The sequence below is a fragment of the Saccharothrix sp. 6-C genome (genome assembly GCF_016695385.1).
In the GTDB taxonomy this organism is placed as follows: Bacteria; Actinomycetota; Actinomycetes; order Mycobacteriales; family Pseudonocardiaceae; genus Actinosynnema; species Actinosynnema texasense.
This window is the reverse complement of the sequence record NZ_CP064192.1, coordinates 2447548-2472095: the sequence shown is the minus strand read 5'-3', so window position 1 is coordinate 2472095 and position 24548 is coordinate 2447548. Positions and strand designations below refer to the sequence as shown.

The following is a 24548-nucleotide window of genomic DNA, read 5'->3' as shown; positions in this document are numbered from 1 at the left end:
AAGGGGGTGGACGGGTGCGCGTGCTGCTCGTCGAGGACGACGACGGGGTCGCGGACGCCTTGGTCGAGGCGCTCGAGGCCAACGACCACCGCCCGAGCCGGGTGGCGCGAGGCTCGGACGCGCTCCTGGTACACCGCGACTTCGACCTGCTGCTGCTCGACCTCGGGCTGCCCGACACGGACGGGTTGGAGGTGCTGCGCAAGATCCGCAAGGTGTCGCCGGTGCCGGTGCTGGTTCTCACAGCCCGGGGCGACGAGCGGTCCATAGTGCGTGGTCTGCGGCTCGGCGCCGACGACTACCTGGTGAAACCGGTCCGCCTCGGAGAGTTGCTCGCCCGGATGGACGCGGTCGCGCGGCGCAGCGCGGCGCTCACCGGGCCGAAGGACCGGACGGTGCGGATCGGCGACGTGGAGATCGACCTGGAGGGCCGGCGGGTGGTGGTGGCCGAGGCGGAGGTCTTGTTGACCACCAAGGAGTTCGACGTGCTGGCCGCGTTGGCCGGCCGCGCGGGCACGGCGGTCAGCCGCCAGCAGCTCATGGACGAGGTCTGGGGCGACGCCTACCTGGCCGTGTCGCGGTCGCTGGACGTGCACCTGGCGGGCCTGCGGGCCAAGCTGGGACGCCCCGGCCTGCTGACCACCATCCGCGGGTTCGGCTACCGGCTGGGCCCCGGCGGCGCCGACGACCGGACGGGGACGTGAATGCGCCGCCGCCTGCTGCTGGTGCTCCTGCTGTTCTCGGCCGCCGCCGTGGCCGCGTTCGCCGTACCGCTGCTGTCGTCGACGGCCACCGAGCGCACCCAGCGGTTCGTGCTCACGCGCACCGGTGACCTGGACCGGTTCGCCGCGCTCGCCCAGCAGGCCGAGACCACCGGCGACAAGGCCGCGCTGGAGGACGAGGTCGCCGCGTACGTCGCGCTGTACGGCGACCCGGTGGTGGTGGTCGACGCGCGCCGGCAGCCGGTCGCCCAGGCCGGTCTGACCTCGGACGACCCCGCCCTGGCGCGGGTGCTGGACGCGGCGCTGCGCAACCAGCCCGCGTCGGCCGTGCCGACGTTGACGCCGTGGTCGTCGGGGCACGTGGTGTTCGCCCGGCCGGTCGGCACCGGCACCAGGGTTGCCGGGGCGGTGGTGCTGCGCGCGTCGGTGGACCGCGCGGCGGGGGACGTGGCCGGGCGGTGGCTGCTGGTCCTCGGTGGCGCGCTCGCGGCGGCCGTCATCTCGATCCTGCTGGTGCTGGCCGTCACCCGCTGGCTGCTCAAGCCGCTCGCGGAGCTGGCGAACGGCGTGCGGGCGGTGGCCGCCGGCGAACGGCGGGCGCACGTGGCCAGCGGCAGCGGGCCCCCGGAGGTGCGCGAGCTGTCGGAGTCGTTCAACCGGATGTCCGACGCCGTCACCGAGGCCGCCGACCAGCAGCGACGGCTGATCGCGGACGCCTCGCACCAGCTGCGCAACCCGATGGCGGCGTTGCGGCTGCGGATGGACACGTTGAGCGGCCAGGTCAAGCCGGAGGGCGTGCGCGCCTACACGGCGGGGGTGGCCGAGATCGAACGGCTGGAGTCGCTGCTGGACGGGCTGCTGGCGCTGGCCTCGGCGGAGAGCGCGGCCACCGAGGTCGCGGCGGGCGGGCGCGAGCCGGAGCTGGCCGACGTCGGCGCGGTGGCCGTGGACCGGGCCGGGTTCTGGCAGGTGCCGCTGCCCGCGACACCCGCGTTGGCGGTGCTGGTGCGCTGCCCGGAGTCCGACCTCGCGCAGGTGCTGGACGTGCTGCTGGACAACGCGGTGAAGTACGGCGGCGCGGTGCGGGTGTCGCTCGGCGCGGACCGCGCGGCCGGCGTCGGCTGGGTGGAGGTGCACGACGACGGCCCCGGGCTGGACGAGGAGGAGCTGGCGTTGGCCACGTCGAGGTTCTGGCGCGGGCGGTCCGGGCAGCCGGGCACGGGGCTCGGCCTGGCGATCGCGGACCAGCTGGTCAGGGCGCGGCAGGGGGTGCTGGACCTGTCGTCGGCCGACGGGTTCACCGCCCGGGTCGCGCTGCCGCTGGAGCCGGCGCTGTGAACCGGCGGGTGTTCCTGCTCGGGCTGCTGGCCGCCGGGTGCGCGACCGGCGCGCCGTCGGGTGAGCTGGCCATCGCCGCCGGCGAGCGCGGGGGCCTGTACTTCGACTTCGCCACCCTGCTCGCGGAGCAGCTGGTGGACGTGCGCGGCCGGGCGCTGGAGACCGAGGGCAGCCTGGCGAACCTCGCGTTGCTGGCGTCGGGCGGGGCCCAGGTCGCGCTCGCGCTGGCCGACTCCGCGCTCGTCGCCGACCCGGGGCTGGAGCTGCGCGCCCTCGGCCGGGTGTACGAGAACTACCTCCAGCTGGTCGTGCGGGAGGACGATCCGGCGCGGACGCCCGCCGACCTGGCCGGGCGGACCGTGTCGCTGGGCGCGGAGGGCTCCGGCGCGTCGCTGTCCGGTGAGCGGATGCTCGCCGCGCTCGGGCTGGGCGACTCGGTGCGGGTGGAGCACCGCAAGCTCGGCGACGCGGCGGAGGCGTTGGCGGCGGGGCGGGTCGACGCGCTGCTGTGGTCGGGTGGCGTGCCGACGCCGGCGCTGGACGGGCTGCCCGGCATCCGCCTGCTGCCGCTGGCCGAGCTGGTGCCGCAGCTGCGCGCGGCGCACGGGTCGGTGTACGAGCAGGTGCCGGTGCCGATCGAGGTGTACGGCGCGACCCGCGAGGTGCCCACGATCGGGGTGGCGAACCTGCTGGTGTGCCGGGCGTCGCTGCCGGACGGGGCGGCCGCCGCGGTCACCCGCACGCTGATCTCCCGCGCCGCCGCCCTGGTGCCCCGGCAGGCGCTGGGCACCCAGTTCCTCGACGTGCGCAGCCTGATCGGCACCGCGGGCCTGCCGCTGCACCCCGGCGCCGCCGCCACCTACCGCGACCTACACGGCTGACCGCGAGAGTCCAACGCTCACGGCGCGAGAGTCCAACGCCCGGAGCACCTGAGTTCAACGCTCAGGACGTGGACCCCGGCGTGGTCGGCTCGTCCTCGTCGTCGCGTCGCGCCACCTCGGGCGTCGCCGGCGCGACCCGGACCGGGATGCCGAACGGCGGCGTGTCCACATCGGACACCACCGGCGGCGGCACGGGACCGGGCGGCGGCACGGCGGGCGACAGCCGACGCCGCCGGGTCAGCGCGATCGCCGTGCCCGCCGTCGCCGTGGCCACCGCGACACCGCCGCAGAGCACCGCCAACCCGATCAGCAGCGACGTGCCCCCGCCGGCCGACCCGCCCCGGTCGACCGCGAGCCGCCGGTACTCGGTCGCCTGCAGGTGTCCGGGCGACGCGGCCAGCACGTCGTCGAACCCCTCCACCGCGCCGTCGAAGTCGTCCGCGAAGTAGCGGTCCAGCGCGGTCCGGTAGTCGCGGTCGTGCGGGCCCGGCTCGGCCGACACGTCCTTGCCCGCCAACACGTCCGACAACGTCGACGACGCGGCGGCGAAGTTGAACGACTGCGTCTCCCCCGGCGCGCCCTGGCTGACCAGACCGACGATCCGGCCGTCCATGTCGACCACCGGCCCACCGCTCATCCCCTGCGTGGCGGCGGCGCTGAACTCGTAGAACGGGCGGTCGTTCTGCGTCCGACGGGCCGACACCTGGCCGTTCTTGTTGCTCGGCTCCAGGCTCGGGTCGACCGCCGCGCCCGCCGAGCCGGGGTAGCCGATGGCCAGGATCGGCGTGCCGACCGGCGTCTGGTCGGCCCTGATCGCCAACGACGGCAGGTGCTCGCGCGGCACCTTCAGCACCGCCACGTCGCCTTCGGTCGGCGCGACGAGGTCGACCACGGTGGCGGGCGCGACGTCCCGGATCGGCCCGTCGCCGGTGGCCTCCATCCGCTCGACCTGGATCGCCCGGTCGACCGGTCGGTCCGGGTCCGCGCCCTCGGCGACGGCGTGCTCGGCCAGCTGCGCCTTGGCCGCGGCCCGGTCCACCACCCGGCCCACCGCCGCGAGGTCCTCGATCGCCGCGTCGAACAACGCGCCCGCGCCGCCCTGCGGTCCGGTGTGGACGCAGTGGCTGGCGGTGGCCACGTGCCCGTCCGGCCGGATCACCACGCCGCTGCACGTCGCCTTCACGACGTAGCCGTCCGCGCCGCCGAACACCTCGCCGGTGCGCTTGTCCCGCACCCAGCCGTGCCACTCCACGGTGATGAACACGATCGCGGGCCGGGCGATGGCGGCGGCCAGCTCCTCCGGGCTCGACGGCTGCCCGGCGGCGGAGGCGATCGGAGCGGGCGCCGCGGCGGGTGCGGCGGCGAGCGCCAGCAACGCCGCCGCGACGAGCACCGCGCGCATCAGCCGTACACCCCGAACCCGGTGGTCCGGGCCCACACCGAGCGGTAGCCGCGGGAGTTGCTCTCCACGAGCTGGGCGCCCTGGCAGGCGTAGTCGTCCACCTCGTGCCGCGCCTGTTCGGAGGGGATCGTCTGGGTCTCCACCAGGCCGCGCTGGTCGTAGTAGGCCCAGGTGAACTCGGCCTTGGTCGGGGCGCCGTAGGTGATGGTCCCCTCCGTCGCGCTCCAGGTGAACTCGATGATCCCGTTGCCGACCAGCCGCAGCTCGTTGCCCTGGAACGTGCCCTGGAACACCACGTCGTCCATCCGCTCGGTCCCGGTGCCGTCCGGTCGGAACTCGTACGCCCGGCCGGAGGTGACGAACGGCAGCGGGTCCTCGTTGTTGTAGAACTTGACCATCACCTGCTCCTGCACCGTGCGCCACGAGCCGATCAGGCACAACGGGGGCCCGACGGGGCGGGTGGTGTCCGCGCGGGCGGTGGGCGAGGGCCTCCCCGCCGCCACCGGCGCGGCCTCGCGGGGCGACGCGTCGGCGAGGACCGCGGCGGTCAACCCGCCGGCCGCGAGGACGGCACAAGCGGCGACGACGAACAGCACCACGACGACGGATCGCGCCGGTAACCGGGGGGAATCGCTCACCGGGCCATCGTATTGACCGGCCCGCCCGCGCCGTGAGCCGGTTGATCCGGAAGTTTCCGCGCCGTGATCCGGCGCCCGCCCCGCCCGCGTGGAGGCCTCGCCGCCACTACCATGGACGTGTGATCTTCCTCAGCGTGGTCCTCACCCTGCTCGGGCTGAGCACACTGCTGTGGCGTGACGACGAGTTGGTCGGCCTGCCACCCGTCGTCGCCGGCTCCGCCCTGGTGGTGCTCGGCGTGGCGGCCGGTGTGCTGTGGGTGGTGCGCAGGCGGCGGCGGTGGGAGCGCAACGGCGAGCCGCGCCCGGTCGGCAACGTGTTCGACCGGGCGAAGGCCCTGCCCCGGCTGCTGCGCGAGCGCAAGGCCTACGGCCTGCCGACCAGCACGATGGCCACGTGGGGTTTCGCCGTGCTCTACCTCGTCTCCCCGATCGACCTGCTGCCCGAGCTGCTGCCGCTGATCGGCGTGACCGACGACGCGGGCGTCGCCGTGTGGCTGCTCACCAGCGTGTCCACCGTCACGGGCCAGTACCTGCGGTGGGAGCGGGAGCGCTCGGGCAAGGCAGGGAAGAGCCGCTGACCCTCAGCCGCCCGCGGGCCGGGGCAGTTCGCGCACGCCGCTGAGCAGCGCGGTCACCGCGTCCATGATCCGCGCGGTCGCCTCGTCCAGCACGGCCTTGGTCGGCTCCAGCCCGTACAGGTCGGACAGGTCGACCTCCGCGCCCGCCACCACGGACACCTTGCGCCACGGCCGCGGCACGAACTTCCCCGGCGGCAGCAGCTCCCGGGTGCCCCACTGCGCCACCGGCACGACCGGCGTGCGGGAGGCCAGCGCCAGCCGCGCGACGCCGTTCTTGCCGCGCATGGGCCAACCGTCGGGGTCGTTGGTGAAGGTCCCCTCGGGGTAGACGATCACGCACTGCCCCTCGTCCAACGACGTGCGCGCGCTGTCCAGCGCCCGACCGGCCCGCACGCTGTTGCGGTCGACCGGGATGTGCCGCCCCGACGACATCACCCACCCGAGCACCGGCGCCTTCCACAGGCTCGCCTTGGCCAGGTACCGGGGCACCCGGCCGGACGCCAGCGCGAACGCGGTCAGCGTCACCGGGTCGGCGAAGGACAGGTGGTTGGACGCCAGCAGCACCGCGCCCTCGCGCGGGATGTTCGTCCGGCCCGCCATCCTCATCCGCACGAACAGCACCACCAGCGGCCACAGCAGGTCGATCGCCACGGAGTACCAGAAACCGCGGCCCCGTCTGGGCAAGCGGGTCGTCAGCGCCACCATCTGGGAGAACGTCACGGCAGGATCTTCGGTCATGGGCGCGGACGCCCTCACCGCGCCCCACCGCACCGCCGTCGCCCGGGTCTGATCGAGTTCGACTAATCTCCTCCCCCGTGGCAGGGCTCCCCGCACCGCGGACCGCGGTGAACCGGATCAACGTGCTCCTCGTCGAAGACGACGAGGGCGACGCCGTGCTGGTCGAAGCCCTGTTGGACGAGGTGGAGGCGGACGTCGCCCTGCACCGGGCGCGGACGCTGCGGGAAGCCGAGGGCCTGCTGGCCAAGGCGGACTGCGTGCTGCTCGACCTCGGCCTGCCGGACACGACCGGCCTCGACGGCCTGACCAGGCTGCTCGCCGACCCGGCGCCGGTGGCGATCATCGTGCTCACCGGCCTCAACGACGAGCACCAGGGCACCAGGGCGGTCGCCCAGGGCGCGGAGGACTACCTGGTCAAGGGCCAGGTGGACGGCGTCGGCCTGGCCCGGAGCATCCGCTACGCGGTCGGCCGCAAGCGGGTCGAGGAGACCCAGCGCCAACTGCGCGACGAGAAGCTGCTCGCGGCCGAGAAGACCCGCCTGGAACGCGGCCTGCTGCCGTCGCCGATCATGCACGGCGACGACATCGGCTGGCAGGTCCGCTACCGCCCCGGCGGCAGCCGGATGCTGCTCGGCGGCGACTTCTACGACGTGGTGCGCACCGCCGACGGCACGCTCCAGGTGCTGATCGGCGACGTCTGCGGGCACGGCCCGGACGAGGCCGCGATCGGCGTGTTCCTGCGCATCGCCTGGCGGGCGCTGGTGCTGGCCGACCAGGAGCCGTCGCGGGTGCTGCGCACGTTGCACGAGATCCTGGAGCACGAACGCCACCAGCCCGGCCTGTTCACCACGGCGTGCATGGTGACGATCTCGCCGGACCGCCGGTGGGCGCGGGTCTACCTGGCCGGGCACCCGGAGCCGATGCTGCTGGTCGGCGACCGGGTGGTGGAGCTGCCCCGCGACCGGGCCGGGCTGCCGCTCGGGGTGCTGCCGGACAGCACGTGGAGCGGCTTGGACGTGCCGCTGCCGCCGGGCTGGGCGATGCTGCTCTACACCGACGGCCTGGTCGAGGGCCGGGTGCACGGCGACAGCGAGCGGTTGGGGTCGGAGCGGCTGATCGACCTGATCGGCGAGATCACCGGGGAGCGGCCGGACTGGGCGCGCACGCCGGCGACGCTGCTGGACGACCTCATCAGCCGGGTCAAGGAACTCAACGGCGGGGAGCTGGACGACGACATGGCAGTGCTGCTGATCTCGGACCGCGCCTGATGGACTACCGCAACCGCTGGCCCGCGAGCAAGCTCCTCATCGCCGCCGTCTCGGTCCTGATCGTGGTCTGCGCGGGCGCCATCGGCAGCCTCCTGGTCGCGTTGGACGGCCTGACCGACGCCCGCATCGAGCTGCTGGACCGGATCGACCCGGCGAGCCGCGAGGTCCTGGAGATGCAGACCGCGCTGGCCAACCAGGAGACCGGTCTGCGCGGGTACGTGCTCACCGCCAACCGGAACTTCCTCAGCCCCTACACCGACGGGCAGCAGGCCGAGCTGGACGCCGCGGCGTCCGCCCGGTCGCTGCTGACCGCGCGGCCGGAGCTGGTCCGCGAGCTGGAAGAGGTCGAGCGGGTGGCGGCCGACTGGCGGGAGAGCTACGCCGACCCGCTGATCGACCTGGTGTACGTGTCGGGCAACCCGCAGACCACCCTGGCCGATGCCGAGCGCGGCAAGGCGCTGTTCGACCGGGCGCGCGAGGCGATGGCGGGGTTGAAGACCAAGGTCGAGGAAGCGTCCGCGGTGGGCCGGGCGAACGTGATGAGCGTCGCGACCCAGGCGTTCTGGCTGGTGATCGGGCTCGGCGTGCTGCTGGTGCTGATCATCGCCGGGGTGGCGGTGATGCTGTACCGGATCGTCATCGCGCCGTTGACGGGGCTCGCGGCGGACGTGCGGCAGGTGTCGTCGGGCGACTACGCGCACGCGGTCGAGGCGGGCGGGCCCCGCGAGACGGTGATGCTGGGCCAGGACGTCGAGGCCATGCGGGTGCGCATCCTGTCCGACCTGGAGGAGCTGCGCCGGTCGAACTCGGAGCTGGAGCAGTTCGCCTACGTCGCCTCGCACGACCTCCAGGAGCCGCTGCGCAAGGTCGCGAGCTTCTGCCAGCTGCTGGAGCGGCGCTACTCGGGTCAGCTCGACGAGCGCGGCGAGCAGTACCTGAAGTTCGCGGTGGACGGCGCGAAGCGGATGCAGGTGCTGATCAACGACCTGCTGGCGTTCTCCCGGGTCGGCAGGCTCACCCGCGAGCAGACCCTGGTGGACTGCGACGAGCTGGTCGCCCAGGTGCTGGACAACTACTCCGAGGCCATCGAGCGGACCGGCGCGACGGTCGAGGTGGCGGACCTGCCGACGGTGCGCGGCGAGGCGTCGCTGCTCGGCGGGGTCTTCGGCAACCTGATCAGCAACGCGGTGAAGTTCCACGGCGACGACCCCCCGCACGTGCGCGTGGACGTGGAGCGAACGGGCGGATTCTGGACGTTCACGGTGAGCGACCACGGCATCGGCATCGATCCCGAGTACGCTGAACGGATCTTCGTGATCTTCCAGCGCCTGCACCACAAGGACGACTACCCCGGCACCGGGATCGGGCTGGCGATGTGCCGGAAGATCGTGGAGTACCACGGCGGCACCATCTGGCTGGACACCAGCGAGGGCGCCACCGGGACCACTTTCAAGTTCACGCTGCCGGCAGTAGAGGACGACGAGCAATGAGCAACCCGCTGAACGTGATCGACGTCCTGCTGGTGGAGGACGACCCCGGCGACGCGCTGATGACGCAGGAGGCGTTCGAGCACCACAAGATCCGCAACCAGCTGCACGTGGTCCGCGACGGCGTCGAGGCGCTGGAGTTCCTGCGCCGCGAGGGCCGCTACGAGGACGCGCCGCGGCCGGGGCTGATCCTGCTCGACCTGAACCTGCCGAAGATGGACGGCCGCGAGGTGCTGGCCGACATCAAGGCGGACGAGACGCTGCGGCCCATCCCGGTGGTGGTGCTGACCACGTCGGAGGCGGAGGAGGACATCCTGCGCAGCTACAACCTGCACGCCAACGCCTACGTCACCAAGCCGGTCGACTTCGACCGGTTCATCGAGGTCGTGCGGCAGATCGACGACTTCTTCGTGACCGTGGTGAAGCTGCCCCGCTAGACCGGCGCGTCAGCCCGTCGCGTACCGCACCACGCCCTCGTCCTCGGCGGCGGTCAGCAGCCCGCGGTGGACCAGCACGTCGAGGTGCGCGGCCGTCTCGCCGGTGGCCAGCACCTGGTTGAACAGGTCCAGCTCGGCGAACTTCCGACCGCGCCTGGTCCAGCCGAGCGCGCCCGCGGTCTCGAAGGCGGTGCCGGTGCCCGCCCGCACGGCGTCCAGCGTGGCCGTGAGCCGGTCCTCGTGGTGGACGAGCAGTTCCTCCACCCGGGCGTGGCTCGACTCGGTGACGGGGCCGTGAGCGGGCAGCAGCCGCAGGTCCGGGAAGTCGCGGACCAGGCGCAGCGAGTCGAGGTAGTCGCCCAGGGGCAGCGCGGGCCGGGCGGGTTCGAAGCCGATCGACGGCGTGATGTGCGGCAGCACGTGGTCGCCCGCGAACAGCAGCGACGACTCGACGTCGACGAACACCACGTGCCCGCGGGTGTGGCCGGGCGTCGGCAGGACGCGCAGCACCCGCTTCTCCAGGGCCAGGTCGCCCTCGCGGAGCCACTCGTCGGGCTCCTCGTAGTCGCGCAGCTCGGCTTCGCCGACCGACGCCACCACCGCCTCCCACCGCTCGGCCAGGTGCGGCGCGCCCCACCGGGCCAGGTCGCGGAAACCGTCCCGGCGCCGGCCGATGACCTTGGCCAGGGACGGCTGCTCCCCCGCGCCGAGCGCGATCTTCGTGCCGAACCGGCGACGCAGGGCCACAGCCATTGTGTAGTGGTCGCGGTGGACGTGCGTGACGAGGAAGCGCCGGACGTCCTCGAACCCGCGCCCGAGCGCGCCCAGCGCCGACTCCAGCGCCGTCTCGCCCGCGTCGAGGGCCCAGCCGGAGTCGATCAGGACGAGGCCGTCGCCGTCGTCGACCGCGTACACGTTGACGGTGTGCAGCCCGTCGTTGGGCAGGGGCAGCGGGATCCGGTGGACACCGGGCGCGACCTCGAAGACTCCGGGTTCGGTCCACTCCATCCCCGGATCCTACTTGCCGGTAACCTCGGCTTGGTCCGCCGGTGCCGCGTTCGTCGGCTCACGCCGCGCGACCGCCTTCACCACGAACGGGATCACGGCCAGCGTGAGCAGCGCCAACGCCGGGTAGGCCCAGCCGATCGCGGACAGGTAGCCGGGCCGCGGGATGGTCCAGATGGTGGGCTGCCGGTCGAGCTGGAAGGCGATCACGTCCCAGAACATCACCGGGCACCACAGCACCAGCAGCACGACCCGGGCCCACGGCGCGACCTTGGTGTGCACCAGCCAGATCAGCAGCGGCGCGATCCACACCCAGTGGTGGTCCCACGAGATCGGCGAGAGCAGCAGGCCGAGGACCTGCACGACCAGCACGCCGATCAGCACGTCGCCCGCCCGCACCGCGGCGCGCAGCGCGAACCCGGCGAGCACGGCCGACACCACCACCGCGAGCACCCACGGCCACGTCATCTCGACGTCGTAGCCGAGGGTCCGCGACAACGCGCCCCGCAACGACTGGTTGTGCGCGGTGCCGATCGGGCCGACCCGGTCGGCCGCGCCGAGCAGCTCGAACCAGTAGTGCCTGGCCTGCGCCGGGTCCACCAGGAAGCCGAGGCCGACGCTCGCCGCGAACGCCGCGACCGACCACAACGCCGCCGCGAACCTGCGCGTGGCCAGGAAGTACAGCCCGGAGATGGCGGGCACGAGCTTCACGCCCGCCGCCAGGCCGATGCCGGCGCCCGCGAGCCGGGAGTCCCGGGCCGTCATCGCGCCCAGCACCACGGCCGCCAGCAGCAGGTTGACCTGCCCGAAGTCGAACGTGTGCACCACGGGCTGCAGCCACAGCAGCACGGCGGTCCACAGCAGCGCCCGACGCCGCCACGTCGCCGCGTCCGTCGTCCAGCCCTCCCCCGCCACCAGGCGCAGGGCGACGCGCACCATCCAGTACAGGCACAGCCCGGACAGCAGCCGCAGCACCCACTGCGCGACGACCCACGGCAGCCACGTCATCGGCAGGAACACCAGCGCGCCGAACGGCGGGTAGGTGAACGGCAGCGGGAAGTCGGGCGGCGAGTTCGGCGACGTGACGTCGTAGAGGTCGCCGGAGAGCACGTGCGGCGCCAGCGCCCAGTACACGTACAGGTCGATCGTCTCGTTGCCGAACCCGGTGACGATGGTCCAGCCGCGGCCCACGATCGACGCCAGCAGCAGCACGGGCGCGGCGGCCGACAGCCACCGCTCGGCCTTCACGAGCACGCGCGCGGCGGACGGGGGCGGTTCAACCGACACTGGGCTCGACCTTCGACGTGGCAGGGGGCGGCGTGGCGCCGGCGGGCTCGCGGGTGTCGCCGCGCAGCCCCGACGGGATCACCGCGAGGGTGAGCAGCCCGAGCAGCGGGTAGCACCACCCGAGCGCGGCCAACGGCCACGGCCGGGGGATCTCCCAGATGGTCGGCTGCTGGTCGATCAGGAAGGTGATCAGGTCCGCGCCGGTCACCACGACCCACGCCGCCGCGACCGCCTGCACGGGCCACGAGCGGCGGGCGCCGTAGAACACCCACAGCACCAGGGGGATCACCCACACCCAGTGGTGGCTCCACGAGATCGGCGAGAGCAGCAGCCCGAACAGCTGCACGGCGACCACGGTGGCGAGCGTGTCGCGGGCCTTCACCGCGGCGCGCAGCGCGAACCCGGTCAGCACGGCCGACACCGCCACCGCGAGCAGCCACGGCCACGTCATCTCGACGTCGTGGCCGAGGGTCCGCGACAACGCGCCCCGCAACGACTGGTTGATCGCGGACCCCACCGGGCCGACCCGGTCGGCCGCGCCGAGCAGCTCGAACCAGTAGCGCCACGAGTCCGCCGCGGAGGCGGCGAAGCCGATGGCCACGGTGACCGCGAAGCCGACCAACGTCCACAGCGCCGCCTTGAACCGGCGCGTGACCAGGAAGTACAGGCCCGAGATCGCCGGGGTGAGCTTCAGCCCGGCCGCGACGCCGACGCCGAAACCCGCCACCAGGTGCCGGGTGGCGACCATGGCGGCGAACGTGCCGGCGATCAGCACCAGGTTGATCTGCCCGAAGTCGAGCGTCTTGCGCACCGGCTCGCACCACAGCGCGAGCGCCGTCCACAGCAGCGCGCGGCGCGACCAGGTGGCGTCGAACCGCTGCCCCGACCTGGCGGCGACCAGCGACAACGCGGTGCGGACCAGCCACCAGAGGCAGACCAGGGACAGCACCTGCCACACGATCCGCGCGGCCACCCACGGCAGCCAGGACAGCGGGAGGAACACCGCGGCCGCGAACGGCGGGTAGGTGAACGGCAGCGGGAAGTCCGCCGTGAACGGCATGTCGATCGTGTAGAGCTGGTCGGTGAGCAGGTTCGGCGCGAGGCTCCAGTAGACCTTGAGGTCGATCATGCCCCAGCCGCTCGGCACGCCGAGGCGCCAGAAGTACCAGCCCAGCGACAAGCACAACACCAGCGGGGCGAACCTCAGCACCCGCTGTTCAACCCGATCAACCACCCGTGCTCCCGCGCTGCGTCCCGGCCGCGTCCGGCTCGCCCGTCACGTCGTCGTCCTCGACGTCGGTCGGCACCTGCCGCACGACGGGCGGCGCCTGCTCGACGACCCGGGGCGCAGGCTCGACGAGCCGCTTCGGCTGGTCCGCCTCGCCCGACCGCGCCCGCAGCTCGCCCAGCAGCGACCACACGGACCGGCGGCCCAGCAGCGACCGGCCGACCCACACGCCGATCAGGACGGTGACGGCCAGGTAGGACCACCACACGACGGGGTTGGCCGAACCGTAGTGCCAGCGGGCGACGATGGTGCCGTCGGGGAGCGTGACGAGGACCATCCAGACCGAGAAGCCCGCGGCGCCCGCGAGCCACCGGTCCTTCCAGGCGAACGCGGCGGCGAGCGCCAAGACCCAGGTGAAGTACCACGGGAGGACGGACGGGGCCAGCACGGAAGCGGCGAGCAGGGCGATCGCGGCCCGCCGCACGGCGTCCACACCGCCCGCCCTGGCCAGCCACCACTGGCGGACCAGCACGGCGGCGAGCACGTACACGCCGACGGACCGGAAGAACCCGAGGAAACCCTCGTAGGTCGCGCCCGGGACGTGCCGGCCGACCGAGTAGTAGAGCAGCTCGGCGACGGCGCAGGGCAGCGACATCCAGGTCAGCAGCGGCGTCTGGCTCTGCAGCACGTTGACCCAGCCGAGGTCGACCCCGGCGATGATCGTGGACAGCGCGAAGACGCCGGCGAACGTGATGCCGCCCACCGCGCACGCCTGGAAGAACCGCTGGCGGGCCGGGCCGGACATCCGCGCCACCCACACCCAGACGAGGAACGGGATCACCAGCACGGCGGTGGCCTTGACCGCGGTCGCCAGGGCGATCACCGCGATGCCGCGCACGTGCTTGCCGTCCAGCACCATCAGCACGCCGACCGCCATCAGGCCGACCATCAGGATGTCGTTGTGCGCGCCGCCGATGCCGACGGCGATCACGAACGGGTTCGCCACGGTCAGCCACAGCGCCACCGACGTGCGCCCGCCGAGGTGCCGGACCAGTCCGGGCATCGCCCAGGCCAGCATCGCCAGGCCGCTGAACACGGCGAGCCGCATGAGGACCGCGCCGACGATGACGTTGTCCCCGGTGATCGCCACCACGCACTTGGCGACCAGGAGGAACAGCGGCCCGTACGGCGACGGCGTGTTCTGCCACAGCGACGCCACGTTGCCGCCCAGCGACAGGGGCAGCACGGACGCGCCGGAGGTGTAGGGGTCGAACCCGTGCAGCGCGACCGCGCCCTGCGCGAGGTAGCTGTAGACGTCCCGGCTGTACAGCGACGGGCCGATGAGCAGCGGTGCGGTCCACGCGGCGGCGGCCAGCACCACGCCGCGGCCGTCGACCTGGGCGGCGCGCACCATCCGCCCCAACCGGACCCACGAGTAGACCAGCAGGCCCACGCCGACGAACACCACGGCGGTGGCCAGGTCGCGGCCGTGGCCGTACCGCACCGCGTTGAGGATCGTGCCGGTCAGCAGCGGGTCCCGGCGGAGCACCGCGCCCGCGCCGACGCCGCCGAGCGCGATCAGCAGCCCGCCGAGCGCGCCGAGCCGCAACAACCTCGGGGGAACCTGCCGGATGACCTCCGACCACGTGCCCACCCTGCGGGTGGGTCCGTCCGTGCGCGCGCCACTTCCGCTCACCTCAGCGGTCACAGCCAGGCCCACCTCATCGGTCTCGTGATCGGTCCTCGTCCCCGTCGACCGCGTCTGCCGTCGACGACATCACCATCATGGCGGGGATCGAGCACGAGTGAGGCCACGATCGGTAATGTTGACACGATCAGCTACCACTGTTGACCAAAAGCCGCCTACTTAGCCGTGTTGTTACCCCCATTTGTGATGATTCACACGGAGGAGCAACCTCGACCGGGTATGAGCCGGTGAGCAGGTGCGCCTATTCGACTGACCGGCGCGCGGGCGCGGTCGGCCGTCATCCGGTCCCGAGCTCGGGGTGCTTCTCCAGGTAGCCGCGCACGAACGGGCACTCGGGCACGACGGCCAGGCCCTTCGCGCGCACGTCCTCCAACGCGTGGCGGACCAGCCGGCTGCCCAGGCCCTTGCCCTCGACGGCGACCTCGGTGTGGGTGAACGTGACGACGCCGTCCGCCGAGGTGTACTCGGCGAAGCCGCCCAGCTCGCCGTCCAGGCGGACCTCGTAGCGGGACTGCTCGGGGTTGTCGGACACGGACACTGCGGTCACGGGTGCTCCTCCACGCTCTGGTTCGGCCGGTGCCACGGTAGTCGCGGCGTGCAAGATTGTCTGATGGACGTGTACCTGCTGATCCTGGGCGACCACCTGCCCAACCCGTACACCGGCCGGGCCGTGACCGAGTGCGACCGGCTGCGGGCGATGGTCGAGCAGGCCGTCGTGGCGGAGGAAGCCGGCTTCACCGGGGTGGCCATCGGCGAGCACCACTTCACCCGGTACATCGTGTCGGCGCCGGAGCTGCTGCTGGCCACGATCGCCGACCGCACGTCGACGTTGCGGCTGTCCACCGGGGTGACGCTGCTGGCGCACCACGACCCGGTGCGGGTGGCGGAGAACCTGGCCACGCTGGACGTGCTGTCGCGGGGCCGGGCGGAGCTGATCGTGGCGCGGGGCGTGTCGCAGCGCACCGACGCGGCGTTCGGGGTGCAGGACGACCTGCGGGCGCGGTTCGACGAGAACCTGCGGCTGCTGCTGCGGCTGCTGGAGGAGAAGCACGTCACGTGGGAGGGCAAGTACCGCAGTCCGCTGGTGGACGTCACGACGACGCCGCGCCCGGTGCAGCAGCCCCGGCCGCTGGTGTGGATCGGCAGCGGGTCGGCGGTGTCGGCGGACCTGGCGGTGGAGCTGGGGCTGCCGCTGATGCTGCCGAGCACGTTGCGGGACCCGGGCACGCACCGGCCGGTGGTGGAGCGCTACCGGGCGGCGATGGGCGGGGGCGGGCGGGTGGCGTTGCCGAGCCACGTGTTCGTCGCGCCGACGGCGGCGGAGGCGCGGGCCACGTGGCGGCCCCACCTGGCGGCTTACGCGGAGTTCGCCGACCCGTGGCGCGGTGACGGCGACGTGGACGTCGACCTGCTGATGGAGGGCGCGGCGGTGTGCGGCGACCCGGCGGAGGTGACCGAGCGGCTGAACCGGCTGACCGGGCTGCTGGGGCTGGACGCGCAGCTGGTGATGGTGGACATAGGGGGTCTCCCCCACCAGGCCGTGCTCGACGCGATCCGCCTGTTCGGCCGGGAGGTGCTGCCGAACCTGGACCCGTCGTCGGCCCGGGCGGCGGGCCGCGCGTCCTGAGCGTCGACATTCGCGCGCGAGTCGGTCGACTCCTCGACCGGACTCGTCCGCGAGGCCGCGTGAACGGCGGATCACCGAACCCGTGATCCCGTGCCCGGAATCGTCGTCGTTTCGGGTGGAACGGGCCCGTCGGGTGTGCTGAGCGTTGAATTCGGGTGTTCCGAACGCAGGACACGCGTGTTCTGAACGTAGGACACGCGAGGTTTGACGGTAGGACTCTCGCGTTTCGGATGTAGGACTCTCGCGGAGTGGGTAGTCCGGGTGCGAAGGAGGTTGCCATGGTCCAGCCACAACCGCCCGACCCGCGCCCCGTCCCCGTGCCGCCCCCGATGCCGCAGCCGCCTCGGGAGCCGTCACCCGGCACGGAGCCGCCGATCCCGCCCACCCCGGAGCCGCCACCGCCCAACCGGCCCGCGCCCAACGAGACCCCGCCCGCGGGGTGAGGGCGCGACCGGGGAGTCAGGGGACCGGCAGGTCCGGTGCCGCGCCGTGAGCACGGCCTTCGGTGAACGCCGAGGTGAAGGGCGCGGGACCTAGGGCGGCGCGGGTGGCCGTGGTGATCCGGGCCACGTCGCCGCGCTCGCCGGGCGGGAGAGGGGCGCCCGCTCCTTCCCGCAGGGCCGCGGCGGCGCCCAGCAGGCGGGCCGCTCGGCGGTGGTCGCCGGCCAGGGCCTCCGCGCCGGCCAGTCCTTCCAGCGCCAGGGCCACGGCACGCGGGTCGGTCGACTCGCGTGCCGCGGCCAGGCCCTCCAGGTGCAGGGCGCGGGCGGTCTCGGCGTCGCCGCGCCGTTCGGCGATGAAGCCCAGCTCGGCGACGACGAGGGCGATCGCGATGTCCGACTCGAGCTGCCGGTCGAAGAACCAGCCACATGCGCAACAGCGCCTCGGCCTCGTCGAGCCGGTCCTGGCGGCGCAGGCTCAGCGCCAGGCCCAGCTCGGCGAACTCCTCGCCGATCGTGTAGCCCTGCGCCGCGGCCCGCGAGCGGGCGCAGTCGTGCAGCTCGTCGGCTTGCTCGTGGTCGCCGGTCAGCAGCGCGAGGCGGCCCAGCGCGGACAGCTCGTCCACCACGTCGGTGCTCAGGCCCAGCTCCTCGGCGATCCGCAGGCCCTCGCGGTGCAGGGCCGCGGCACGCTCGTGGTCGCCGACGATCTCCGCGTGCGCGCCGAGCCCTGACGTCGCGTCCAGCAGCCCCCACCGGTCACCCACCCCGGTGAACAGGGCCATGCTGCGCTCGCCGTGCCGCGCCAGGGCTTCCAGGTCGCTGCGCATCCGCTCGTAGCGCGCGAGGGTGCCGAGCGCGGCGGCCGTGCCCCACCGGTCGTCCTGGGCCTGGAACACCGCCGGCGCCGACCGGACCAGGTCCTCGCCCACGCCCCGCTCGCCGATCCCCGCACCGACGAACCCGAGGAACCACTCGACCCTGGCCCGGCGTGCCGCGGCACCCCGGTCGGCGGGGCGGGTCCCGGGCGGCGGCACGAGGCCCGACGTCACGCCCGTGAGCAGGTTGGACGCGGTGTGCCAGGCCTGGACCGTGCCCGTCAGGGTCCTCCGGGCCGCCACCGGCGAGCGCCGCGGTGAACGCCCGCCGGCCCTCGCCGAGCCTGCCGCGCAGCACCCAGCACCAGGCCAGCGAGTCGACCAGCGGCAACGCCTCGCCGTCCCGGGCCGCGCGGTCGATCGCGGCGCGCAGGTCGGCCGCTTCGTCGTCGAGCCGGCGCAGCCACCGCCGCTGCTCCGGGCCGCGCGGGAACGGGTCGGCGGTCGCGGCCAGGCGCGCGTAGTGGTCGCGGTGCCGCCGTTCGACCAGCGCGGTCTCACCGGCCTCGCGCAGCCTGGCGGCCGAGTACTCGGCGACCGACTCGAGCAGCCGGTGGCGTGGCGGGGCGTCGCCGAGGGTGGCGGTGACCAGCGACCGGTCCACCAGGCGGGCCGGCAGGTCGGGCACGTCGAGGTCGTCGTCGCCGGCCACGGCCTCCGCGGCGCTCGACGTCCAGCCGTCCACGTGCGCGGACAGCCGGCGCAGCACGGTCCGCTCGGCGTCGGACAGCAGCTCCCAGCTCCAGTCGAGCACCGCCCGCAGGGTCCGCTGCCGGGCGGGCACGCCGCGGTGCCCGGCGGTCAGCACGCGGAACCGGTCGTCCAGCCGCGCCGGCACCTCGCGCCCGCCCCACGCGCGCACCCTGGTCGCGGCGAGCTCCAAGGCCGGCGGGATGCCGTCGAGCCGCCGGCCTTGGAGCTCGCCGCGACGGCGTCGACGTCGGCGGGGTCCAACGCGGAGCCCGGCGCGCCCGCCCCGCGCGGGCCGCGAACAGCTCGACGGCGCTCGGCCCGGCCGGCGTCGGCACGGGCCGCAGCAGCTCGCCGGCCACGTCGAGCGGACGTTGGCCGGTGGCCAGCACCCGCAGCCCCGGCGCGGCGCGCAGCAGCCGGGCGGCCAGCTCCCCCGCGGCCGGCGCGACGTGCTCGCAGTTGTCGAGCAGGAGCAGCATCCGCTTGGCGCGCACCGCCTCGGCCAGCGTGCCCGCCAGGTCGGTCGCCACGCCGTCGCGGATGCCCACGCTCGCCGCCACCAGGGCCGCCACCTCGTCCGGTGTCGCTGAAGCGGGCAGGGCGGCCAGCTCGACCAGCCAGGTCCCGTCCGGGAAGCCGGGCGCCAGCTCGCGCGCCACGGCCAGGGCCAGCCGGGTCTTGCCCACACCGCCGGGGCCGGTGAGGGTGACGAGCCGGTCCGCCGCGAGCAGCGCCCGCACCTCGTCGACGTCGGCGTCCCGGCCGACCAGGTCGCCGAGCGGGTGCGGCAGGTTCGTCGGCGGCTCCACCGCGCCGCCGAGCGACGGGTCCTGCTCCAGGATCGCCCGGTGCAGCGCGACCAGCCCCGGTCCGGGTTCGACGCCGAGCTCCGCGACCAGCCTGGCCCGCAGGTCGCGGTAGCCCATCAGGGCCTCGCCCTGCCGGCCTGCCCGGAAGAGGGCGCGCAGGTGGGCGGCGCGGAGGCGTTCGCGCAGCGGGTGCCTGGCCACCAGGTCGCCCAGCTCGTCGGCGAGCACGCCCGGTTCGCCGAACTCCAGCCGGGCCTCGGCGCGCTGCTCCCACGCGGTGAGCCGCAGCTCCTCCAGCCGGGCGGCGGCCTCGCGGGTGAACGCCTCGTCGGCGAAGTCGGCCAGCACCGGTCCCCGCCACAGCGCCAAGGCCTCGTCCAGCAGCTCGACCCGGGCGCGCGCGTCGCCGGTGGCCGCCCGGGCCAGGAGCGCTTCGAACCGGCCGGCGTCCACCGCGTCCGGCGCGACGTCGAGCAGGTAGCCGGGCGGGCGGGAGACGACGAGCCGCCGCGCGCCGGGTTCGGCGTCGTCCAGCGCGGCCCTCAGCTGGGACGCCCTGGTCTGCAACGCGCCGGCGGGGTTCGCGGGCAACCGGTCGCCCCACAGGCGGTCGATCAGCCGGTCGGCGGGCACCACGCGGCCCGCGTCGAGCGCCAACTGGGCCAGCAGCGCCCGGACCTTCACCTCGGGGACGCGCACGGGACGGGCGTCCGACGTCCACGCCGAGAGCGGGCCCAGCACCCCGAAACGCACGGTCCGACGGTACCCGAAGTCGATCTGGAGGGTTCCTGGAGCGGCGCCGGCCACCGTGGGTCGCACAGGGCGGGACCACCCGCCCGTGCGGTTCGAACAAGGGGAAAGAACACCATGTCTGTCGATGTCGGTGATCGGGCCGGTGCCAGGGAGTGGCTCGGGCTCGCGGTGCTGCTGCTGCCGACCGCGCTGCTGTTCCTGGCCATGACCGTGCTGTTCCTGGCCACCCCGCACATCGCCGCGGACCTGCGGCCGACCAGCGACCAGCTGCTGTGGGTCAACGACGTGTACGGGTTCGTGATGGCCGGGCTGCTGGTGGCCATGGGCACCGTCGGCGACCGGATCGGGCGGCGGCGGGTGCTGGTGTTCGGCGCGGTGGTGTTCGCGCTGGCCTCCATCGGGTCGGCGGTCGCGCCGAACGCCGAGCTGCTGATCGCGGCACGCGCGCTGATGGGCGTCGGCGCGGCGGCCGTCATGCCGTCCACGTTGTCGTTGGTCAGCACCATGTTCCGGGACGCGCGGCAGCGGGCGACGGCGATCGGGCTGTGGGCCGCGTCGGTGTCGGTCGGCGTCGCGGTCGGGCCGCTGGTCGGCGGGCTGCTGCTGGAGTCGTTCGGGTGGGGCGCGGCGCTGCTGATCGGGGTGCCGGTGATGGCGCTGGTGGTGGTCGTGGCGCCGCTGTCGGTGCCGGAGTACCGGGCGCCGGGGGTCGGGCTGCCGGACGTGCCCAGCGTGCTGCTGTCGATGGCGGCGCTGCTGCCGTTCGTCTACGGCGTCAAGGACTTCGCCAAGTCCGGGTTGACGGCGACGTCCGCGGTGGCGGTGGCCGCGGGTGTCGCGTTCGGGGTGCTGTTCGCCCGCCGGCAGCTCCGGCTGGACAACCCGCTGCTGGACGTGCGGCTGTTCGCGAACCGGACGTTCAGCGGCGCGTTGGGCGTGTTCCTGCTGTCCGCGATCGCGCTCGGCGGCATCTACCTGCTGTTCACGCAGTACCTGCAGCTGGTCGCCGGGCTGTCGCCGTTGGCGGCGGGGCTGTGGATCCTGCCCGCCGCGCTCGCGCTGGTGGCCGTGTCGGCGTTGTCGCCGATCATCGCGCGACGGGTGCGGCCCGCGTACGTGGTGGCGGGCGGCGCGGTGTTCTCGGTGGCCGGGTACGTGGTGCTGACGCAGGTCGGCAGCGTCGGCGGGCTGCCGCTGCTGATCACCGGCTTCTACCTGCTCTACCCCGGCATCGCGCCGACGATGGCGTTGACGACCACGCTGGTGATCACCGCCGCGCCGCCGGAGAAGGCGGGGGCCGCGTCGGCGGTCAACAGCACGGCGAGCGACCTCGGCGTGTCGCTCGGGATCGCGTTGATGGGCAGCGTCGGCACCGCCGTTTACCACGCCGCGATGCCGTCCGGTGTGCCCGCCGAGGCCGCGGACTCGTTGTCGGGCGCGCTGTCCGCCGCCGCCGGGTTGCCGGAGGCGGCGGCGCGGGCTCTGGTGGAGTCGGCGCGGGCGGCGTTCACCAGCGGGCTCAACGTGGCGGCGGTGGTGGCGGCGGTTTTGGTCGCGGGCGCCGCCGTGCTCGCGGTGACCGTGCTGCGCGACGTGCCCACGACCGCCGCGCCGACGGCCGAGCCGGCGACCGCGGACGCCTGACTCCCGGAGGTCTGCCGGGGACGCGGGCACGTCCCCGGCGGGCCGTCAGGTGCGCACCACGACCAGGCGGCGGGTGGCGCGGGTCAGGGCGACGTACCGCTCGGCCGGTGTCATGCGCTCCGGGTCGACCACGACGACCGTGTCGAACTCCAGGCCCTTGGCCGCGCGCGGGGTGAGCGGGCCGGTCGGGCTGATCACCGCGAACGTGCCGGTGGCCGGGCGGAACGACCGCGGGTCGGCGCCGGTGACCTCCAGGGGTGGTTCGCCGTGCCGCACGGACGTCGGCGCGACGGCGTCGGGGTCGACCTCGGCCAGCGCGCCGGCGGCGTAGGCCATGATCTCGGCGGGTGTGCGGTAGTTGACCGTGAGCCTGCGGTGCTGCCAGCGGCCGCGGGCGAGCGGGTCCAGCACCTTCCGCCAGTCGCGGGCGCCCGCTTCGGCCTGCCGCTGGGCCAGGTCGCCGACGATGGTCATGGACCGGTTCGGCCCGCGCCTGGCCAGCACCCGCCAGTCCATTTCGGACAGTTCCTGCGCCTCGTCGACCACGATGTGGCCGTAGGTCCACTCGCGGTCGGCGGCGGCGCGCTCGGCCAGGACCCGGTGGTCCGCGGCCGTGTGGCGGTCGGCCAGCCACTCGGCGTCGACCAGGTCCACGGCCCGCAGCTCGTCCTCGTGCATCGCCTGGTCGGTGTCGATGACGTGCAGCACGCCCTGCGCGTACTCGACGGCGCGCCTGCGTTCCGCCGCGGCGCGGCGCTCGGCCTCGCCGTCGGAGCCGAGCAGTTCGGCGGCCTCGTCCAGCAGCGGCACGTCGGAGATCGTCCACGCGTGCGGGTCGGCGCGGCGCAGCTCGGGGTGGCCCAGGGCGGCGCAGCGGCCCGCGTAGAGGTCGGCGAGCAGTTGCCGGGGCGTGAGGACCGGCCACAGCTCGGTGACGGCCCGCCGCACGTCGGGGTGGCCGGCGAGCTCGCGCCGCACGTCGGCCGCGAGTTCCGGCCAGTCCTCGCCGATGAGGTCGAGCGCGGGCGCGACCAGGGCGTCCACCAGGGCCCGGTGGAACACGGGTTGGGCCTCGTTGTGCCTGAGCCCGGCGGCGCGCGCCCGTTCCCGGGCCTGTCCGGCGATCGCGGCGGTCAGCGGGACGGTGACGTCCTCCAGTTCGACCGGGACGGGCTCGACAGGCAGCTCCTGCCGGTCGGCGACAGCCTCGACCAGCAGGTCGACGGCCGAGAGACCGCCCTTGAGTGCCTGGAGCTCCGGGGTGTCCTCGAGGTCGGTCCGGACGCCGGGGAACAGCTCGCCCGGCGTGGCGAACACGACGTCGGTCTCGCCCAGGGACGGCAGGACCTCGCCGATGTACCGCAGGAAGCCCGCGTTGGGGCCGACGACCAGCACGCCTTGGCGGGAGAGCCGTTCGCGTTGCACGTAGAGCAGGTAGGCCACGCGGTGCAGCGCCACGGCCGTCTTGCCGGTGCCCGGACCGCCCTCGATCACCAGCACGCCCCGGTGCGGCAGGCGGATCACCTCGTCCTGCTCGGCCTGGATGGTGGCCACGATGTCGCGCATGGTGGCGGAGCGGGGCGCGTTCAACGCGTCGAGCAGCGCTTTCGAGGTGAGCTGGAGCTCGTCGTCGTGGAAGCCCTCCAAGCGGCTGCCCCTGGTCCGGAAATGGCGGCGGCGGGTCACCCCTTCCGGGTTCGCCGCGGTCGCGGTGTAGAACGGGCGGGCGGCCGGCGCGCGCCAGTCGGTCAGCAGCGGCTCGTAGTCGCGCTCGGTGTCGAACAAGCCGACCCGGCCGACGTAGACGCGGTCGTCGGTGGTGTCGATGCGGCCGAAGCACAGGTTCTCCGCCGCCACGCTCAGGCGGCTGACCTGCGCGGACAGAGTGCGAACGGCCACTTCGCGGTGCCAGCGCTGCTCGTCGCCGTCCCGGAGCGCGGCGTCCAGCTCCGCTCGCGCGGCGGCCTGCTCCCGCGCCAGCCGATCGTGCAGGAAGGTGATCCGCTGTTGTTCGGCGGCCAATTCCCCGGTGGTCACGCTTGCCCCCTGTGATATACTGGCATTGTCTTTCCTTCGCCATTTCCGGCGATATCAACCTTTATGTCTAGCACATTCCCCGACGCATTTCACGGCACCTGCCTCGCACCCCCCGATCGCGTGAAATGATCGGCGACGTGGAATACGACGAGTTGGTGGTCGCCGTCGCGCAGCACGCGCCCGTGCCCGGTGACGTCGCGGAGAACGCGCGCCGCGCGGCCGACGTGGTCTCCGAGGCCGGCGACGCGGACCTGGTGCTGTTCCCGCTGCTGTCGCTGACCGGCTACGACCTGGACCGGCTCGCCGAGCAGGCGTGCTGGGTGACGGCCGACGACCCGCGGCTGGACGTGGTCCGCGAGGCGAGCCGGGCGCACGGGGTCACGGCGGTGGTCGGCGCGGCGTGGCTGGGGCCGGACGGTCGCCGGTTGCTGGCGTCGGTGGCGTTGTCCCCGGACGGTTCGGTCGACGTGGTCGGCAAGCAGTACCCGAGCCGGGCCGAGCGGGAGCTGTTCGAGCCGGACGAGCCCGCGCCGCCGCTGGACGTCCGGGGTTGGCGGGTGGCGCTGGCCGTCTGCTACGACGCGGCGGCCCCCGAGCACGCGCTGCGAGCCGCCCGGCGCGGCGCGGACGTGTACGCGGTGTCGGCGCTGTACACCGAGGGCCAGGAAGGGCGGCTCGACGTGCACCCGGCGGCCCGCGCGATGGACCACCGGATGTACGCGCTGGTGGCGAACCTGGCCGGGGCGGGTCCGGGGTGGCGTTCGTGCGGCGGCAGCGGGGTGTGGCACCCGGACGGGCGGCGGGTGGTCGCGGCGGGCGCGGGGCCGCGGGTCGTCACGGCCCGGCTGGAGCGCGCCGAGCTCGACCGGCTGCGCGCGGACGACCGGCGAGCCGGATACCGGGGGTAGCCGCCGGTCCCGGCCGGCGAGGCCGTGGTCGTGACCGGGGTGGGT

General features: G+C 74.0%; 24 protein-coding genes. 13 read left to right on the top strand and 11 right to left on the bottom strand.

What is annotated here, in order from left to right; translation table 11 throughout:
- Positions 1-14 precede the first annotated feature (14 nt).
- Genes IOD16_RS11215 through IOD16_RS11205 form a run of 3 tightly spaced genes read left to right on the top strand, consistent with a single transcriptional unit; the run spans position 15 to position 2938 of the window.
- Positions 15-701, top strand: a complete 687-nt coding sequence (locus IOD16_RS11215; RefSeq protein WP_201439977.1) for a response regulator transcription factor — start codon at positions 15-17, stop codon at positions 699-701.
- On the top strand, positions 702-2057 hold the full coding sequence (locus IOD16_RS11210) for a sensor histidine kinase (protein WP_201439976.1): 1356 nt from the start codon (positions 702-704) through the stop codon (positions 2055-2057).
- On the top strand, positions 2054-2938 hold the full coding sequence (locus IOD16_RS11205) for a TAXI family TRAP transporter solute-binding subunit (RefSeq protein WP_201439975.1): 885 nt from the start codon (positions 2054-2056) through the stop codon (positions 2936-2938). Before IOD16_RS11210 ends, IOD16_RS11205 begins: the two co-directional genes overlap by 4 nt.
- Positions 2939-2999: 61 nt before the next feature.
- On the opposite strand, the gene IOD16_RS11200 is transcribed toward IOD16_RS11205, so the two are convergent.
- Together IOD16_RS11200 and IOD16_RS11195 are read right to left on the bottom strand one after the other, a co-directional pair.
- The gene (locus tag IOD16_RS11200; RefSeq protein WP_201439974.1) at positions 3000-4340 is read right to left on the bottom strand and encodes a S1 family peptidase; all 1341 of its coding nucleotides are present in this window, start codon (positions 4338-4340) and stop codon (positions 3000-3002) included.
- Positions 4340-4978, bottom strand: coding sequence for a lipocalin family protein (locus tag IOD16_RS11195; RefSeq protein ID WP_201439973.1), 639 nt, complete (start codon positions 4976-4978; stop codon positions 4340-4342). The genes IOD16_RS11200 and IOD16_RS11195 overlap by 1 nt, the downstream gene beginning before the upstream one ends.
- 119 nt (positions 4979-5097) lie before the next feature.
- Between IOD16_RS11195 and IOD16_RS11190 the strand changes: the two genes are divergently transcribed.
- On the top strand, positions 5098-5556 hold the full coding sequence (locus tag IOD16_RS11190) for a YkvA family protein (protein ID WP_201439972.1): 459 nt from the start codon (positions 5098-5100) through the stop codon (positions 5554-5556).
- Positions 5557-5559: 3 nt separating this feature from the next.
- Here IOD16_RS11190 and IOD16_RS11185 read toward each other — a convergent pair whose 3' ends face one another.
- Positions 5560-6294, bottom strand: a complete 735-nt coding sequence (locus IOD16_RS11185) for a lysophospholipid acyltransferase family protein (protein WP_236594903.1) — start codon at positions 6292-6294, stop codon at positions 5560-5562.
- A 77-nt stretch (positions 6295-6371) separates the two neighbouring features.
- Between IOD16_RS11185 and IOD16_RS11180 the strand changes: the two genes are divergently transcribed.
- Genes IOD16_RS11180 through IOD16_RS11170 form a run of 3 tightly spaced genes read left to right on the top strand, consistent with a single transcriptional unit; the run spans position 6372 to position 9486 of the window.
- Complete coding sequence (locus IOD16_RS11180) at positions 6372-7562, top strand: PP2C family protein-serine/threonine phosphatase (protein ID WP_123742361.1); 1191 nt, start codon at positions 6372-6374, stop codon at positions 7560-7562.
- A complete protein-coding gene (locus IOD16_RS11175; protein ID WP_201439971.1) occupies positions 7562-9052 on the top strand; it encodes a sensor histidine kinase in 1491 nt (496 codons plus the stop codon). Before IOD16_RS11180 ends, IOD16_RS11175 begins: the two co-directional genes overlap by 1 nt.
- Positions 9049-9486 (top strand): response regulator, encoded by a 438-nt coding sequence (locus IOD16_RS11170; RefSeq protein WP_201439970.1) that lies wholly within the window; start codon positions 9049-9051, stop codon positions 9484-9486. Before IOD16_RS11175 ends, IOD16_RS11170 begins: the two co-directional genes overlap by 4 nt.
- A 9-nt stretch (positions 9487-9495) precedes the next feature.
- Here the strand turns inward: IOD16_RS11170 and IOD16_RS11165 are convergent, their stop codons facing one another.
- The 5 genes from IOD16_RS11165 to IOD16_RS11145 all read right to left on the bottom strand — a co-directional run bounded on the left by IOD16_RS11165 (position 9496) and on the right by IOD16_RS11145 (position 15261).
- A complete protein-coding gene (locus IOD16_RS11165) occupies positions 9496-10494 on the bottom strand; it encodes an MBL fold metallo-hydrolase (RefSeq protein WP_201439969.1) in 999 nt (332 codons plus the stop codon).
- A gap of 9 nt (positions 10495-10503) precedes the next feature.
- Complete coding sequence (locus tag IOD16_RS11160) at positions 10504-11778, bottom strand: glycosyltransferase 87 family protein (RefSeq protein ID WP_201439968.1); 1275 nt, start codon at positions 11776-11778, stop codon at positions 10504-10506.
- Positions 11768-13012, bottom strand: coding sequence for a mannosyltransferase (locus IOD16_RS11155; RefSeq protein WP_201439967.1), 1245 nt, complete (start codon positions 13010-13012; stop codon positions 11768-11770). The genes IOD16_RS11160 and IOD16_RS11155 overlap by 11 nt, the downstream gene beginning before the upstream one ends.
- On the bottom strand, positions 13005-14714 hold the full coding sequence (gene mptB, locus IOD16_RS11150; protein WP_201439966.1) for a polyprenol phosphomannose-dependent alpha 1,6 mannosyltransferase MptB: 1710 nt from the start codon (positions 14712-14714) through the stop codon (positions 13005-13007). Before mptB ends, IOD16_RS11155 begins: the two co-directional genes overlap by 8 nt.
- A 277-nt stretch (positions 14715-14991) precedes the next feature.
- Positions 14992-15261, bottom strand: coding sequence for a GNAT family N-acetyltransferase (locus tag IOD16_RS11145; RefSeq protein WP_236594902.1), 270 nt, complete (start codon positions 15259-15261; stop codon positions 14992-14994).
- 63 nt (positions 15262-15324) lie between these two features.
- Here IOD16_RS11145 and IOD16_RS11140 point away from each other — a divergent pair, with 63 nt between their 5' ends.
- Together IOD16_RS11140 and IOD16_RS11135 are read left to right on the top strand one after the other, a co-directional pair.
- A complete protein-coding gene (locus IOD16_RS11140; protein ID WP_201439965.1) occupies positions 15325-16341 on the top strand; it encodes an LLM class flavin-dependent oxidoreductase in 1017 nt (338 codons plus the stop codon).
- Between the two features lie 278 nt (positions 16342-16619).
- Complete coding sequence (locus tag IOD16_RS11135) at positions 16620-16784, top strand: hypothetical protein (RefSeq protein WP_201439964.1); 165 nt, start codon at positions 16620-16622, stop codon at positions 16782-16784.
- 16 nt (positions 16785-16800) lie between these two features.
- On the opposite strand, the gene IOD16_RS40090 is transcribed toward IOD16_RS11135, so the two are convergent.
- Complete coding sequence (locus IOD16_RS40090) at positions 16801-17049, bottom strand: hypothetical protein (RefSeq protein ID WP_236594901.1); 249 nt, start codon at positions 17047-17049, stop codon at positions 16801-16803.
- 88 nt (positions 17050-17137) lie between these two features.
- Here IOD16_RS40090 and IOD16_RS40085 point away from each other — a divergent pair, with 88 nt between their 5' ends.
- Both IOD16_RS40085 and IOD16_RS40080 read left to right on the top strand, forming a co-directional pair.
- Positions 17138-17515: a hypothetical protein gene (locus IOD16_RS40085; RefSeq protein ID WP_236594900.1), complete on the top strand. Its 378-nt coding sequence runs from the start codon at positions 17138-17140 to the stop codon at positions 17513-17515.
- A gap of 401 nt (positions 17516-17916) precedes the next feature.
- Positions 17917-18123: a hypothetical protein gene (locus IOD16_RS40080; protein WP_236594899.1), complete on the top strand. Its 207-nt coding sequence runs from the start codon at positions 17917-17919 to the stop codon at positions 18121-18123.
- A gap of 33 nt (positions 18124-18156) precedes the next feature.
- Here the strand turns inward: IOD16_RS40080 and IOD16_RS40075 are convergent, their stop codons facing one another.
- Positions 18157-19914 carry an AfsR/SARP family transcriptional regulator gene (locus tag IOD16_RS40075; RefSeq protein ID WP_236594898.1) on the bottom strand — a complete coding sequence of 586 codons (1758 nt, stop codon included), beginning with the start codon at positions 19912-19914 and terminating at the stop codon, positions 18157-18159.
- 114 nt (positions 19915-20028) lie between these two features.
- Between IOD16_RS40075 and IOD16_RS11125 the strand changes: the two genes are divergently transcribed.
- Positions 20029-21558, top strand: a complete 1530-nt coding sequence (locus IOD16_RS11125) for an MFS transporter (RefSeq protein ID WP_201439963.1) — start codon at positions 20029-20031, stop codon at positions 21556-21558.
- Positions 21559-21603: 45 nt separating this feature from the next.
- On the opposite strand, the gene IOD16_RS11120 is transcribed toward IOD16_RS11125, so the two are convergent.
- Positions 21604-23595 (bottom strand): UvrD-helicase domain-containing protein, encoded by a 1992-nt coding sequence (locus IOD16_RS11120; RefSeq protein WP_201439962.1) that lies wholly within the window; start codon positions 23593-23595, stop codon positions 21604-21606.
- Positions 23596-23732: 137 nt separating this feature from the next.
- Between IOD16_RS11120 and IOD16_RS11115 the strand changes: the two genes are divergently transcribed.
- Positions 23733-24503 carry a carbon-nitrogen hydrolase family protein gene (locus IOD16_RS11115; protein ID WP_201439961.1) on the top strand — a complete coding sequence of 257 codons (771 nt, stop codon included), beginning with the start codon at positions 23733-23735 and terminating at the stop codon, positions 24501-24503.
- Positions 24504-24548 lie beyond the last annotated feature (45 nt).

What these genes read in the sequence shown, in the direction of transcription:
- IOD16_RS11210 (WP_201439976.1), top strand. Translation starts at nt 702, where the DNA reads ATGCGCCGCCGCCTGCTGCTGGTGCTCCTGCTGTTCTCGGCCGCCGCC.
- IOD16_RS11200 (WP_201439974.1), bottom strand. Translation starts at nt 4,340, where the DNA reads ATGCGCGCGGTGCTCGTCGCGGCGGCGTTGCTGGCGCTCGCCGCCGCA.
- IOD16_RS11185 (WP_236594903.1), bottom strand. Translation starts at nt 6,294, where the DNA reads ATGACCGAAGATCCTGCCGTGACGTTCTCCCAGATGGTGGCGCTGACG.
- IOD16_RS11175 (WP_201439971.1), top strand. Translation starts at nt 7,562, where the DNA reads ATGGACTACCGCAACCGCTGGCCCGCGAGCAAGCTCCTCATCGCCGCC.
- IOD16_RS11170 (WP_201439970.1), top strand. Translation starts at nt 9,049, where the DNA reads ATGAGCAACCCGCTGAACGTGATCGACGTCCTGCTGGTGGAGGACGAC.
- IOD16_RS11165 (WP_201439969.1), bottom strand. Translation starts at nt 10,494, where the DNA reads ATGGAGTGGACCGAACCCGGAGTCTTCGAGGTCGCGCCCGGTGTCCAC.
- IOD16_RS11140 (WP_201439965.1), top strand. Translation starts at nt 15,325, where the DNA reads ATGGACGTGTACCTGCTGATCCTGGGCGACCACCTGCCCAACCCGTAC.
- IOD16_RS11135 (WP_201439964.1), top strand. Translation starts at nt 16,620, where the DNA reads ATGGTCCAGCCACAACCGCCCGACCCGCGCCCCGTCCCCGTGCCGCCC.
- IOD16_RS40085 (WP_236594900.1), top strand. Translation starts at nt 17,138, where the DNA reads ATGAAGCCCAGCTCGGCGACGACGAGGGCGATCGCGATGTCCGACTCG.
- IOD16_RS11125 (WP_201439963.1), top strand. Translation starts at nt 20,029, where the DNA reads ATGTCTGTCGATGTCGGTGATCGGGCCGGTGCCAGGGAGTGGCTCGGG.